Genomic DNA, 13,372 nt, shown 5'->3' on the forward strand with positions numbered 1-13,372 from the left:
CTGACCGGGGACCTGACTGTCGGTCGCGGCCCGTATCCTCATTGACCATGCTCGAAGACCGCACGACCGCAGCGTCCGCCGCCCCCTGGCCGGCCGCGTATCCAACGGGGTACGCGGTCGTCGACGTGGAGACCACCGGCCTGGCCCGCGACGACCGCATAGTGTCGGCGGCCGTCTACCGGGTGGGCGCCCAGGGGGAGATCGAGGACCACTGGTACACGCTGGTCAACCCCCAGCGCGACCCGGGACCCGTGTGGATCCACGGCCTCACCAGCGAGACGCTCGCGGGCGCGCCCCTGTTCGAGGACATCGCCGAGGAGTTCGCGAGCCGCCTCGAAGGACGTGTCCTCGTCGCGCACAACGCCGTCTTCGACTGGTCGATGATCGCCAGGGAGTACGCGCGCGCGGAACGCACCGCCCCCGTGCGCCAACGGCTGTGCACCATCGCGCTCTCCAAGGAGCTCGCGCTGCCGCTGCCCAACCACAAGCTGGAGTCGCTGGCCGCGCACTTCGGCGTCGAGCAGCGCCACGCGCACAACGCCCTGGACGACGCGCGCGTGCTCGCCGAGGCGTTCCGCCCGAGCCTGCTCGCGGCGGCCGGCGGCAATGTGCGCCTGCCGCTCCTGGAGTGCCGCCCGCTCACCGAGTGGTCGGACGGCGCGCCCCGCATCGGCCGCCAGTCGACGGGGCCCGCACCCTCCTCGTCGTACCGCCCGGGGAGTTGGCGCCCCTCGCGCAAGCGGCAGCCGTGCCCGTATCCGAACCCCGGGCGTTACGAACCGGGCAAACCGCTCAAGCAGGGCATGCGGGTCGCGTTCTCCGGAGACACCTCCGTGGAGCGCGAGCTGCTCGAGGACCGGGCGGTCGAGGCGGGTCTGCACATCGCGACCAGTGTGTCCCGGCTCACCAGCCTGCTCGTCACCAACGACCCGGACTCGGGCACCTCCAAGACCGTCAAGGCGCGCTCGTTCGGCACGCCGGTCATCGACGAGGCCGCCTTCGGGCAGCTCCTCCAGGACGTGACGCCCGCGACACCGGAGTGAGACCGGGCGGGGAGCGTCGCGGGGAGAGCAGGGCAGTGAGACCGGGGCGGTGACCGTCAGACGGGTGATTGCCGGCGACTCGCCCGCCGGCCACCCGCCCCGTGCCGCCGAGGCGTCCCACCCTGTGGCGCATGGCACGTTGCGAGGTCTGCGGAAACGACTACGGCATGTCCTTCGAGATCCATGCCCAAGGAGCGGTGCACGTCTTCGACTGCTTCTCCTGCGCCATCCACCGCATGGCGCCCATCTGCGAGCACTGCCGGTGCCGCATCATCGGCCAGGGCGTCGAGGCGGACGGCCACTGGTACTGCGGCGCCCACTGCTCACGCGCCGAGGGGCGGGTGGGCATCATCGACAAGGTATGAACGCCCGACATGCCCGGCCCTTGAATTGCCCCACCCCACGCACAGACGCCCCACGACCGAGTTGTACCGTCGTGGGGTGTACCGCTTCCTGTTGACCCGGCAGTGGGTGATCCTCACCCTGATCGCCCTCGTTCTCATCCCCGTGATGGTCGAGCTGGGTTTCTGGCAGCTGCACCGGCACGAGCACCGCGTCGCGCAGAACGAGCGGATCTCCAAGGCGCTGGCCGCCGATCCGGTCCCGGCCGAGGAGCTCACCTCCCCCGGCCACGAGGTGCCGAGGACGGACCTGTACCGCCGGGTGAGCGCCAAGGGGACGTTCGACGCGGAGCACGAGGTCGTCGTGCGGCGCCGTACCAACGACGACGACAAGGTCGGCTTCCACGTCCTGACGCCGTTCGTCCTGGACGACGGCAAGGTCCTGCTCGTCAACCGCGGCTGGATCCCGGCGGACGGCCCGCAGACCGCCTTCCCCGAGATCCCCGCCCCGCCGAAGGGCGAAGTGATCGTCACCGGCCGTCTGATGGCCGACGAGACGTCCGCGGCCAGCGGCATCAAGGACGTCCGGGGCCTGCCGGACCGTCAGATCATGCTGATCAGCAGCGGCCAGCAGGCCGACAGCCTCGGCAAGCAGGTCCTCGGCGGCTACATCGAGCTGACCTCGCCCGAGCCCCGCGACGGCTCCCCCGAACTGATCGGCGAACCGGACCACAGCGGCATCGGCGCGCACATGGCGTACGCGGTCCAGTGGTGGCTGTTCGCCGCGGGCGTCCCCATCGGCTGGGTGGTGCTGGTCCGCAGGGAGCGCCGTGACCGGGCGGCCGCCGCGGAGGCCCCCGCGCAGGAGACGGCGCCGGCAGCCGTCTGACCTCCGCCGGTTGACCGGGCCCTTTCCCGGGAACCCGTTCACCGTGTCCCGACCCATCGAAGACTTCGCACTCATCGGCGACCACCAGACCTCCGCCCTCATCGGCAGGGACGGCTCGCTGGACTGGCTCTGCCTGCCCCGCTTCGACTCCGCCGCCTGTTTCGCCGCGCTGCTCGGCGACGAGGAGAACGGCCACTGGCGCGTCTCCCCGAAGGACGCGGGCCCCTGCACCCGCCGCGCCTACCGCGACGACACCCTCGTCCTGGACTCCGAGTGGGACACGGCGGAGGGTTCCGTGCGCGTCACGGACTTCATGCCGCAGCGCGACCGCGCCCCCGACGTCGTACGCATCGTCGAGGGCCTCAAGGGCAGCGTCACCGTCCAGAGCACGCTGCGGCTGCGCTTCGACTACGGCTCGGTCGTGCCGTGGATGCGCAAGGTGGACGGCCACCGCGTCGCGGTCGCGGGGCCCGACTCCGTGTGGCTGCGCAGCGAACCGGAGGTGCGCACCTGGGGCCGCGACTTCGGCACCTACTCCGAGTTCACCGTCCAGGAGGGGGAGAAAGTCGCGTTCGTTCTCACCTGGCACCCCTCGCACGAGCCGCGCCCGCCCCTCGTCGACCCGTACGAGGCGCTGCGCCACTGCCTGGAGGACTGGCGCGCCTGGGCCGCCCGCTGCCAGTACGACGGTCCGTACCGCGACGCGGTGATGCGCTCCCTCATCACCCTCAAGGCGCTCACCTACGCCCCGACCGGCGGCATCGTGGCCGCCCCCACCACCTCCCTGCCCGAGGAGATCGGCGGCGTACGCAACTGGGACTACCGCTTCTGCTGGCTGCGCGATTCCACGCTCACGCTGGGCGCGCTGCTCATGGCCGGCTATCTGGAGGAGGCCGAGGCCTGGCGCGACTGGCTGCTGCGGGCGGTCGCGGGCAGCGCCGCCGACCTCCAGATCGTGTACGGCCTCGCCGGTGAGCGGCGCCTTCCGGAGTACGAGATCCCGTGGCTGTCCGGCTACGAGGGCTCGGCACCCGTGCGCGTCGGAAACGAAGCCGTGGAGCAGCTCCAGCTGGACGTGTACGGCGAGGTCATCGACTCCCTCGCGCTCGCGCACCGCTCCGGCCTCACCCGCCGCCCGGTGGCCTGGAACCTTCAGCTGGGCCTCCTGGAATTCCTGCGGGAGAAGTGGCGCGAGCCCGACCAGGGGCTGTGGGAGGTGCGGGGTCCGCGCCGCCACTTCGTGTACTCGAAGGTGATGGTGTGGGTCGCCGCGGACCGTGCGGTGCGCGCCCTGGAGGAGAACCCCGAGCTGCGCGGCGACCCGGACCGCTGGCGGGAGCTGCGGGACGAGGTCCACCGCGAGGTGTGCGAGAAGGGGTACGACCCGGAGCGCAACACCTTCACGCAGTCCTACGGCTCCAATGAACTGGACGCCTCTTTGCTGCTCATCCCGCACACCGGTTTCCTGCCGCCCGACGACCCGCGCGTCATCGGCACGATCGACGCGGTCCGCGCGGACCTCACCCACCACGGTCTGCTGCGCCGCTACACCTCCGACCAGAAGGAGATCGACGGTCTGCCCGGTGAGGAGGGCACCTTCCTCGTCTGCTCGTTCTGGCTGGTGGACGCGTTGCACATGACGGGGCGCGTGAAGGAGGCGCACGCACTGTTCGAGCACCTGGTGTCGCTCCGCAACGACGTGGGGCTGCTCGCGGAGGAGTACGACCCGGTGTCCGGCCGTCAGCTCGGCAACTTCCCGCAGGCATTCAGCCATATCGGACTGGTGAACACCGCCCTCGCGCTCTTCGCCGAGGAAGCGGGAGGATAGGGCCATGGATCTTGGACTGAAGGACCGTGTCTACGTAGTCACCGGCGCCACCCGCGGCCTCGGCAACGCCACCGCGCGCCAGCTGGTCGCGGACGGCGCGAAGGTCGTCGTCACCGGGCGCGACGAGAAGACCGTCGCCGAGGCCGCCGCCGAGCTCGGCCCGAACGCGGTCGGTGTCGCCGCCGACAACGCCGACCCGGCGGTCGCCGGCCGGCTGATCGCGGCGGCGCGCGAGCGTTTCGGCGGCTTCGACGGCGTACTGATCAGCGTCGGCGGGCCCCCGCCCGGCTTCGTCGCGGACAACACCGACGAGCAGTGGCAGGCGGCCTTCGAGGCGGTCTTCCTGGGCGCGGTACGGCTTGCCAGGGCCGCCGCCGCCGAGCTGGGCGAAGGCGGCGTCATCGGGTTCGTGCTGTCCGGTTCGGTGTACGAGCCGATCGCGGGCCTGACGATCTCCAACGGGCTGCGGCCGGGGCTCGCCGGCTTCGCCAAGTCCCTGGCGGACGAGCTGGGCCCGCGCGGCATCCGCGTCGTCGGTGTGCTGCCCGGCCGCATCGGCACCGACCGCATGCGCCAGCTCGACGGCCTCTCCCCGGACCCGGAGGCGACCCGCGCGGCCAACGAGGCGGGCATCCCACTGCGCCGCTACGGCACACCGGAGGAGTTCGGCCGAGCAGCGGCGTTCCTGCTCTCGCCCGCGGCCTCGTACCTGACGGGAATCATGCTGCCGGTGGACGGAGGGGCACGCAGCGGCTTCTGACCGCGCCGCGGTCCTGACACCCGGACCTCAGCCTCAGCCTCAGCTGACCCGTTCCGCGCGGTGTCTGACGCCGCGCAACCGCACTGTGGCGGGCAGGCTCGCCAGGCCGGCCGAGTCGCGGGCGTGTGTCAGGACCTCCGAGGAGAAGCGGTGCAGCGCGTCGGAGGGCGACGCGTCGGGTGCCAGGGCGAGGTCCACGCGCGCCCGCGGCGTGGTGCGCCGTCCCCTCAGTGCGGCCTGGGCGCGCTCGACACCGTCCAGTGTCTCGGCCTCCCCGGCCAGGACGTCCTCCATGGCGCGTCCGCGCAGCAGCGCGCCTTCGCCGTCCCCGGTCGCCACCAGGACCTCCGCGAGGCGGCGCCTGCGCAGCTGCGCCGAGAGCCACCACAGGGAGAGCAGGACGAGCAGCGCGAGCACCGCGATGACCGTGGGCCAGAACCATCCCTCGTCCCGCCAGCGGGCCCGGTCCGCGGCGCTGACCAGCACGTCGTGGCGGCCTTCGTGGAGCCACCAGGAGGGCGGCGAGGCGCCGAGCCCGATGGCCAGCACCGAGCCGCCGGCGACGAGCAGGACGAGCCCGGTGAGGGCGAGGAGCACGCGGTTGACCGTGCGGAGCATGGCGCTCATCCCTTCCTTCCGGGCCGGGCGACGTGGACCGAGAGCCGTGGGGTGTGCGCGAGACCGAGGCCATGGATGCCCTCGGTCAGCGTGGCGTCCAGGTCGCCGCGTACGTCGTCGAGTTCACGGAAGTGCGAGACGGCGCGCACATCCACCTTGGAACGCGTCATGCGCACCCGCGCGCTCTGCACGCCCGCCACGTCCGTCGCCCGGTCGCGCAGCACCATGGCGGCGGCGCCGCGGTGGAGCCCGGCGCGTACGTCGGGGTCGCTGCGCCGCATCGGCAGCAGCGCGCGCTGCCCGGGCGTGACGGCGAGCACGACGAGCCACAGTCCGGCGAGTGCGGCGACCGCGGCCCCGGCGAGCACCGCGGCGTCGTCGAGGGGCCGCTCACCGAGCTGGTGGGCGAGTTCGCGCCGCCAGCCCATCGCGGGGTGGCCGGCCCGCACGGCGACGACGTCGTACAGGAGCAGTCCGGCGCCGGCCAGGACCAGCAGGGCGAGGAGGGCGGCGGGCACCCGGCGCGGCGACCAGAAGCGGGCGGCCTTGCCGTCGGCGGAGAGCGTGGGCAGCGGATGGTAGGTGGCACCGGAGGCCGACTGGCCGAGCTCGTCCTCGTCCCGCCGCGCCTGTTCGACGACCGGCAGCGGCTGTGTGCCGCCGCTCCCCGGGGGTTCGCTCATCGTGTCCTCCCCTGTGCCGCGGCGCGTGTCCGCGCCGAGTGCAGCCGCTCCACCTGGACCACCACCTCGGGTACGTCCATCCCCGCCAACGCCCTTACCCGCTGGGCGACTTGGTGACGCACGGCACCGCACTGGCGGCCGATGTCGCAGGGGTAGTCCAGTTCGAGACTGACGCGGACGCGGGCGGTACCGAAGGGCGCCTCCCCCGCTCCGGCGGAGCCGGAGGCCTGGGGGGCCACGGAGACCGTGGCGTGCGGCGGGGACCCGCCGTCGGGCACGGCAGGCACCGCCTCGCGCGCCGCCCGCGCGGCGATCTTCGCGACGACCCGGTCGGCGATCCGGGTGGCGCCGCGCTCCCCCGGCGCGACCTGTGCCGCCACCGCTCACCGCCGCCGGTCGCCGCGGGCGCGGAAGAATTCGCCGGGCTCGAGGTCGCCCTCCAGGAACCGCCCGGCCACGAAGCCGACGGCGCCCAGGGCGGCCACCAGCAGGAACGCCCCGAATCCGCCGAAGTATCCGGCGAAACCGAGCGCCATTCCCGCCACCATGCCGATCACGGCCATGCTCATCGTGCGCTCCTTCGCGTCGCGAGACGCGACTGGGTGAGTGGGATCTGGATCTGACGCGCTACTGGAGGCGGCCCTGTGGCTGCTCCTCGTCCTCCTCGTCGGGCAGCTTCACATCGCTGACCGCGAGGTTGACCTCGACGACCTCGAGGCCGGTCATGCGCTCGACGGCCGCGATCACGTTCTCCCGTACGTCCTGGGCGAGGTCTGCGATCGAGACGCCGTACTCGACGACGATCTCCAGGTCGAGCGCCGTCTGCACCTCGCCGACCTCGGCCTTCACGCCGCGCGAGACGGATTTCGTGCCGCCGGGGACCCGGTCGCGCACGGCCCCGAAAGTGCGTGCGAGGCCGCCGCCCATCGCGTGCACGCCTTCGACGTCACGCGCGGCGAGTCCCGCGATCTTCTCGACGACTCCGTCGGCGATGGTGGTACGGCCCCGGCTCCCGGGGGCGCCGCCGCCGCGCCTGGTGGCGCCCGCCGCGCCGTCACCAGGGAAGTCCTTCTGGAGCGTCTGAGACGTGTTCCGCTCTCCGGTGTCGGTCATGGCCGTCCCGTCCGTTTCGCAAGGGGATCTGCTTTCTTTGCCCACATTAAGACGGGTTGCGCGATAGCGCTCCAGGGATGCGGCAGGGTGGAGTCATGACGGGTGACGGGTGGACCCAGGCGGTGCGCAGGCAGCTGGGCCTCGGGCGGGTACTGCCGCTCGGCGGCGCGCGGGACGGCACGTGGGTGACGGAATCGGCGGTGGACGGTGTGTTGCGCCATGCGGCGCAACGGGTCACCGGGGTGCGGCTGGGCACGGTCCGCGTCGCCCCGGCCGATCCGGGTGGGTCGTACGTCGCTGCCGTGCCGCCACCGCCGAGCGCGCTGCCGCCCGGACCACTGCGGATCACGGCGGACTTCGCGGCCGCCGTCCAGCCCCTGCCGACCGCGGCGGACCGGTTGCGGGCCGCGCTCCACGAGGCGGCGGACCGGCTCGGCCTGGTGGTCGACGAGGTGGACCTGCGGGTGACGGCGCTCCTGGACGAGGGCGCCGGCGACGGGAACGTACGCCCGGAAACGCCCCGCACGCCCGCGGGTCAGGCGCCCCCGGGCGACGGCGACGAGGCGCGCGCGGGCGGGCCGCCCTCGCGGTGCCCGGCGTGACCCGGCTGACGGGGACGCTCGGTCCGGCCGTGCACCTGGAGGAGCGCCGCCCGGCGGCGGGCGCGCTGCCCCGCCGCCACGCGCGTGTGGAGCTCGCGACGGACCGCGGGCACCGTGCCCTGGACGTGGCGCTCGCGGTCCGCGCGGCGGTGAGCGAGGCCCTGCCGGGCCGCCCGTCGGTGGCGGTGCTCATCACTGCCGTGGAGTGACGCCCCGGAGGCACGGCGGCAGAGGTGGGCCCGCGCCGCCGGGCCAGGGCAAGGACCGTCAGTCGCCGAGGCCCGCGAGGTCCCGCAGGCGGCGGCCCTGCGCGGCGCGCTCGGCGACGCGCTGCTCCTCGAAGGAGCGGCCCGTGGCGCCCTGGAGCAGCGCCTTGGTCTCGATGACCGCGTCACGCGGCGCGGAGATCAGCGCGGCGGCCAAGTCCTGCGCGGCGGCGTCGAGTTGGCCGACGGGCACCACGAGGTTGGCGAGGCCGACCCGCTCGGCCTCGTCCGCGTGGACGAAGCGCCCGGTGGCGCAGATCTCCAGGGCACGGGCATAGCCGACGAGCCCCACCAGCGGGTGCGTGCCGGTGAGGTCGGGGACCAGGCCGAGGCTGGTCTCGCGCATGGCGAACTGCACGTCGTCCGCCGCGATCCGCAGATCGCAGGCGAGCGCGAGCTGGAAGCCGGCGCCGATGGCGTGGCCCTGGACGGCGGCGATGGACACGACGTCGCTCCGCCGCCACCAGGTGAACGCCTCCTGGTACTCGGCGATGGTGGCGTCGAGTACGCCGTCGTCGCCGCGCGCCAGGTCGATGAAGGACGGCTCGCCGTCGAAACCTTCGGGCGTGAACGCCTGCCGGTCCAGGCCCGCGGAGAAGGACTTGCCCTCACCGCGCAGCACCACGACGCGGACGCTGCCCGGCAGCAGCTGACCGGACTCGGCCAACGCCCTCCACAGCGCGGGAGATTGGGCGTTCCTTTTGGCCGGGTTGGTCAGCGTCACCGTGGCGACGGCCTCGTCGATGGTGAGGCGTACGCCGTCCTTGTCGAGAACCGGTGCGAGCTCGCTGTCGGACGAAGCCATGGGTGCCTCCGATGGGGTGCGGTCGGTCCGGGTGCTCGGGAGCGCCCGTAAGTGACTGCACAGTAACCACCCGGCCGATCACGCGATCGACCGGGTGGCCACCGTCGGACCATGGGTACAGCGGGCCGCGCCTGCCGTCAGCCGGCGGCGGCCTTCTTGCCTCGCGTCGCCCCGCCGCGTCCCCGCAGCGTGACGCCGGACTCGCTGAGCATGCGGTGCACAAACCCGTACGAACGGCCCGTCTCCTCGGCCAACGCACGGATGCTCGCACCGCCGTCGTACTTCTTCTTCAGGTCTGCCGCGAGCTTGTCGCGCGCGGCGCCGGTCACCCGGCTGCCCTTCTTCAGAGTCTCGGCCACCCGTGCCTCCTCATGGGAAGTGCGCTCTGGACTTCTCATGATCACCCCTCCCGGGCTTCCTGGCCACCCATTCGGCAAGGTCCGTACGACGAGGTTTGCCGCGACGGAGGGGCCCGCCACGAGCGGAATCAACTATTCCGCGGGCTGGATTCCGTACGCCCGGCCGAACCGCGCGACGAACCAGCAGGTCAGGGCGGTGCCGACGGGAGGCCGGGCCGCATGCCCCGACGGCGGCGGAATCCGTGTATGACACACCTCGGTACGAGGGCGGCTCACACAGATGAGGGATCACCGCTCCGCCGAATGATCCATACGCAGTGGATCAGCAGTTCGATCACCCCAAGTGGACGCCCTGGGCTCAGGCGAGCGCCACGAGGTCCGCGTAGTCCTGGCCCCACAGGTCCTCGACGCCGTCCGGGAGCAGGATGATCCGCTCCGGCTGGAGGGCCTCGACCGCGCCCTCGTCGTGGGTGACGAGGACGACCGCGCCCTTGTAGGTGCGCAGGGCGCCGAGGATCTCCTCGCGGCTGGCCGGGTCGAGGTTGTTGGTGGGCTCGTCGAGCAGCAGGACGTTGGCCGAGGAGACGACGAGGGTCGCGAGCGCGAGCCGGGTCTTCTCACCGCCGGAGAGCACGCCCGCCGGCTTGTCGACGTCGTCCCCGGAGAAGAGGAACGAGCCGAGCGTCTTGCGCACCTCGACCAGGTCGAGGTCGGGGGCGGCCGAGCGCATGTTCTCCAGGACCGTGCGCTCGGGGTCCAGGGTCTCGTGCTCCTGGGCGTAGTACCCGAGCTTGAGGCCGTGGCCCTCGATGACCTGGCCGGTGTCGGGCTTCTCGGCGCCGCCGAGCAGCCTGAGCAGGGTGGTCTTGCCCGCGCCGTTGAGACCGAGGATGACCACGCGCGAGCCCTTGTCGATCGCGAGGTCGACGTCGGTGAAGATCTCCAGCGAGCCGTACGACTTCGACAGTCCCTCGGCCATCAGCGGCGTCTTGCCGCACGGGGCGGGCTCGGGGAAGCGGAGCTTGGCGACCTTGTCGCTCTGGCGCACCTCGTCGAGACCGGCGAGGAGCTTGTCGGCGCGGCGCGCCATGTTCTGCGCGGCGACGGTCTTGGTGGCCTTCGCGCGCATCTTGTCGGCCTGCGAGTGCAGGGCGGCGGCCTTCTTCTCGGCGTTCTGCCGCTCGCGCTTGCGGCGCTTCTCGTCGGACTCGCGCTGCTGCTGGTAGAGCTTCCAGCCCATGTTGTAGACGTCGATCGCGGAGCGGTTGGCGTCGAGGTAGAAGACCTTGTTGACGACCGTCTCGACGAGGTCGACGTCGTGGGAGATCACGATGAAGCCGCCGCGGTACGTCTTGAGGTAGTCCCGCAGCCAGACGATCGAGTCGGCGTCGAGGTGGTTGGTCGGCTCGTCGAGCAGGAGCGTGTCGGCGTCCGAGAAGAGGATGCGGGCCAGCTCGATGCGGCGGCGCTGACCACCGGAGAGCGTGTGCAGGGGCTGGCCGAGCACGCGGTCCGGGAGGTTGAGCGCGGCGGCGATGGTGGCGGCCTCGGCCTCGGCGGCGTACCCGCCCTTGGTGAGGAACTCCGTCTCCTGGCGCTCGTACTGCTTCATGGCCTTGTCGCGCGTGGAGCCCTGGCCGTTCGCGATGCGCTGTTCGTTCTCGCGCATCTTGCGGATCAGGATGTCGAGTCCGCGCGCGGAGAGGATGCGGTCGCGGGCGAGGACGTCGAGGTCGCCGGTGCGGGGGTCCTGCGGGAGGTAGCCGACCTCACCGGAGCGGGAGATCGTGCCGCCGGCGGGCATGCCCTCACCCGCCAGGCACTTGGTGAGGGTGGTCTTGCCCGCCCCATTGCGGCCGACGAGGCCGATGCGGTCGCCCTTCGCGATGCGGAAGGAGGCGTTCTCGATGAGGATGCGGGCGCCGGCGCGCAGCTCGATGCCGGAAGCGGTGATCACGGGGGGTACTCCTGAACAGGGTGGACGGCGAGAGGGACGACTGGTTGCTCGGGGCCGGTGTCTACGCCGTCCAACTGAGAAGAGGAGCTGCCATGGCAGCCAGTCTAACGGGCGAGCGCAACTAGTTTTCTGGGCCGCCGTCGCCCTCGCCCGCCCCGGCGTCACGCTCCAGGTCGCCGTTGCCCAGCGGAGTGCGGCCGGGAACGATTCTGCCGAGGTCGTCCACCGCCACGACCTGCGCGGTCCAGGAGGCGGCGGTGCCCGCGCAGGGCTGGGCGACCAGCAGGGCCCCGTCCCGGTGGAGCGAGCGGGCCGGTTCGAAGGCGCAGCCGCGGCGGGCGGGGAGCACCCAGCGCAGGTCGCCGTCGGCGGCGCGGTAGGCGGTGATGCGGCGCGGAGTGACGACGGCCAGCATGCGGGCCCCGGGCGCGAGCGGCCGCAGCACTCCGGCGCCGCCGCGCGCGGCCGGGGTGCGCAGCCAGCCGGCGCTCTCGGGAACGGCACGGTGCCAGCGCACGGAGCGGCCGCCGTCGCGCTCGGTGTCGGTGACCAGGCCGTCGCTCCAGAGCGTGAAGGCGTGGCCGGGCGCGGCTAGCACCACGAGGGGCCGGCGGCCTTCCCGCGTGTACGTCCAGCGGATCGCGCCGCCGATCGGTTCGTACGCCTGGACGGCCGGTCCCCGTGTCCGCAGGGCGGGCGCCGCGCCGGGGTCCGTGTCCGGCACGCGCGCGTGGGCGATGAGGCGGTCTCCGTAGGGGGCCGGCCGTGAGTGGTGGGCGGCGGTGATGAGCGGCAGGGCGAGCAGCGCGAGGGCGACGGGAAGCGCGATGCGGGTGCCCCTGCCGGCGCCTTTGCGGGTGCTGCCGCGGGTGCTCGCGCGGGCCGGGTGCGGGGGCGGTGTCCCGGCGGGCTCTGCGGGCTCTGCGGGCTCTGCGGCGGACTCGCTCGGCAGAGCGGACATGACGCCCCCTTCGGTACCACCACCCAGATCAGGCGTTCAGGCGCAGAGCGTAGCGGTGGGGCACCGGGTGGCCGTGGTTCCGCCGGTGCGACACGGCGCGGGGAGCGGTCGGCGTCCCCCGTTCGGACCTCCGCCCGGCGCCGGGCGCAGGCGGGCGTACCAGGATGAAGTGGCCGGGCCGCCCGGTGCGGGACGGCGTGCGTCGTCCCGGGTGTGACGCAGAGGGGTGCGCCCAATGCAGTTCGACGACGACGCGGGCCTGGACACCTCCGAGGTGCGGGATGTGCGCGGCAGCCGGATCCCCGGCGGCCGGGCGACCGTGGGCGGCGGCATCGCCGGGCTCATCGCGCTGGTGCTCGGCCTCTTCTTCGGGGTGGGGCCGGATCAGCTGGGCCTCTCCTCCGGTGACGAGGAGCCCGAGGCCTCGTCGTCCTCCCTCGCGCAGGTGCAGCGGAACTGCCGCACGGGGCAGGACGCCAACACCAAGGAGGACTGCCGCATCGTGGCGGTGGTCAACAGCGTGCAGGACTTCTGGCGCCCGGAGTTCCAGCGCAGGCGGGCCTCGTACTCCCCCGCGCAGACCGTCCTGTTCACGAGCCGGGTGGGCACCGCCTGCGGGACGGCGACCTCGGCGGTCGGGCCGTTCTACTGCCCCGGAGACCGGAAGGTCTATCTGGACCTCGGCTTCTTCGACGAGCTGCGCACGAAGTTCGGCTCCACCGGCGGCCCCTTCGCGCAGGCGTACGTGGTGGCCCACGAGTACGGGCACCACGTACAGAACCTGGCGGGCACCCTGCAGCGCTCCCAGGACGGGCGCACCGGCCGCGACAGCAACGCCGTGCGGGTGGAGCTCCAGGCGGACTGCTACGCCGGGGTCTGGGCGCGGCACGCGACCCGCAGTCCGGACGAGCGCACGGGCAAGCCGCTGATCAGCAGCCTCGACGACGCGGACATCCGGGACGGCCTGGACGCGGCGGCCGCGGTGGGCGACGACCGGATCCAGGAGAAGTTCCAGGGCCGGGTCACCCCCGAGACCTGGACGCACGGCTCCGCCGAGCAGCGCCAGCGGTGGTTCTACCAGGGCTATCGCACCGGTGACATGGGGCGGTGCGACACCTTCCGCTGACCGCCCGGACCCCGGCGCGGC

At 72.8% G+C, this 13,372-nt stretch carries 15 protein-coding genes and 1 pseudogene; 7 read left to right on the forward strand and 9 right to left on the reverse strand.

Going from position 1 to position 13,372, the window contains the following annotated elements; genetic code table 11:
* Positions 1-47: 47 nt before the first annotated feature.
* From KKZ08_RS08665 to KKZ08_RS08685, 5 genes are all read left to right on the forward strand, one after another.
* The gene (locus tag KKZ08_RS08665; protein ID WP_223773888.1) at positions 48-1,043 is read left to right on the forward strand and encodes a DEDDh family exonuclease; all 996 of its coding nucleotides are present in this window, start codon (positions 48-50) and stop codon (positions 1,041-1,043) included.
* A gap of 131 nt (positions 1,044-1,174) precedes the next feature.
* A complete protein-coding gene (locus KKZ08_RS08670; RefSeq protein ID WP_223773889.1) occupies positions 1,175-1,408 on the forward strand; it encodes a hypothetical protein in 234 nt (77 codons plus the stop codon).
* A 76-nt stretch (positions 1,409-1,484) separates the two neighbouring features.
* On the forward strand, positions 1,485-2,273 hold the full coding sequence (locus KKZ08_RS08675) for an SURF1 family protein (protein WP_223773890.1): 789 nt from the start codon (positions 1,485-1,487) through the stop codon (positions 2,271-2,273).
* A gap of 43 nt (positions 2,274-2,316) precedes the next feature.
* Positions 2,317-4,101: a glycoside hydrolase family 15 protein gene (locus KKZ08_RS08680; protein WP_223773891.1), complete on the forward strand. Its 1,785-nt coding sequence runs from the start codon at positions 2,317-2,319 to the stop codon at positions 4,099-4,101.
* A gap of 4 nt (positions 4,102-4,105) precedes the next feature.
* The gene (locus KKZ08_RS08685; RefSeq protein WP_223773892.1) at positions 4,106-4,861 is read left to right on the forward strand and encodes an SDR family oxidoreductase; all 756 of its coding nucleotides are present in this window, start codon (positions 4,106-4,108) and stop codon (positions 4,859-4,861) included.
* Between the two features lie 39 nt (positions 4,862-4,900).
* Here KKZ08_RS08685 and amaP read toward each other — a convergent pair whose 3' ends face one another.
* The 5 genes from amaP to KKZ08_RS08710 are packed head-to-tail and all read right to left on the reverse strand — an operon-like array spanning position 4,901 to position 7,275.
* A complete protein-coding gene (gene amaP / locus KKZ08_RS08690) occupies positions 4,901-5,488 on the reverse strand; it encodes an alkaline shock response membrane anchor protein AmaP (protein ID WP_223773893.1) in 588 nt (195 codons plus the stop codon).
* A complete protein-coding gene (locus tag KKZ08_RS08695) occupies positions 5,485-6,162 on the reverse strand; it encodes a DUF6286 domain-containing protein (protein WP_223773894.1) in 678 nt (225 codons plus the stop codon). Before KKZ08_RS08695 ends, amaP begins: the two co-directional genes overlap by 4 nt.
* Positions 6,159-6,542, reverse strand: a complete 384-nt coding sequence (locus KKZ08_RS08700) for an Asp23/Gls24 family envelope stress response protein (protein ID WP_223773895.1) — start codon at positions 6,540-6,542, stop codon at positions 6,159-6,161. The genes KKZ08_RS08695 and KKZ08_RS08700 overlap by 4 nt, the downstream gene beginning before the upstream one ends.
* A 3-nt stretch (positions 6,543-6,545) precedes the next feature.
* Positions 6,546-6,731 carry a hypothetical protein gene (locus KKZ08_RS08705; protein WP_223773896.1) on the reverse strand — a complete coding sequence of 62 codons (186 nt, stop codon included), beginning with the start codon at positions 6,729-6,731 and terminating at the stop codon, positions 6,546-6,548.
* Between the two features lie 58 nt (positions 6,732-6,789).
* Complete coding sequence (locus KKZ08_RS08710; RefSeq protein ID WP_223773897.1) at positions 6,790-7,275, reverse strand: Asp23/Gls24 family envelope stress response protein; 486 nt, start codon at positions 7,273-7,275, stop codon at positions 6,790-6,792.
* A 95-nt stretch (positions 7,276-7,370) separates the two neighbouring features.
* Between KKZ08_RS08710 and KKZ08_RS08715 the strand changes: the two are divergent.
* Positions 7,371-8,086: pseudogene (locus tag KKZ08_RS08715) on the forward strand (nucleopolyhedrovirus P10 family protein).
* A gap of 58 nt (positions 8,087-8,144) precedes the next feature.
* Here the strand turns inward: KKZ08_RS08715 and KKZ08_RS08720 are convergent.
* The 4 genes from KKZ08_RS08720 to KKZ08_RS08735 all read right to left on the reverse strand — a co-directional run bounded on the left by KKZ08_RS08720 (position 8,145) and on the right by KKZ08_RS08735 (position 12,225).
* On the reverse strand, positions 8,145-8,948 hold the full coding sequence (locus KKZ08_RS08720) for an enoyl-CoA hydratase/isomerase family protein (protein ID WP_223773898.1): 804 nt from the start codon (positions 8,946-8,948) through the stop codon (positions 8,145-8,147).
* 137 nt (positions 8,949-9,085) lie between these two features.
* Positions 9,086-9,307, reverse strand: a complete 222-nt coding sequence (locus KKZ08_RS08725; protein ID WP_055550175.1) for a helix-turn-helix domain-containing protein — start codon at positions 9,305-9,307, stop codon at positions 9,086-9,088.
* Between the two features lie 358 nt (positions 9,308-9,665).
* A complete protein-coding gene (locus KKZ08_RS08730; RefSeq protein ID WP_223773899.1) occupies positions 9,666-11,264 on the reverse strand; it encodes an ABC-F family ATP-binding cassette domain-containing protein in 1,599 nt (532 codons plus the stop codon).
* 121 nt (positions 11,265-11,385) lie between these two features.
* Positions 11,386-12,225, reverse strand: a complete 840-nt coding sequence (locus KKZ08_RS08735; RefSeq protein WP_223773900.1) for a hypothetical protein — start codon at positions 12,223-12,225, stop codon at positions 11,386-11,388.
* Between the two features lie 235 nt (positions 12,226-12,460).
* Here KKZ08_RS08735 and KKZ08_RS08740 point away from each other — a divergent pair, with 235 nt between their 5' ends.
* Positions 12,461-13,351: a neutral zinc metallopeptidase gene (locus tag KKZ08_RS08740; protein WP_223773901.1), complete on the forward strand. Its 891-nt coding sequence runs from the start codon at positions 12,461-12,463 to the stop codon at positions 13,349-13,351.
* Positions 13,352-13,372: the final 21 nt, after the last annotated feature.

It is taken from the genome of Streptomyces sp. 135, from assembly GCF_020026305.1.
Classification (GTDB): domain Bacteria; phylum Actinomycetota; class Actinomycetes; order Streptomycetales; family Streptomycetaceae; genus Streptomyces.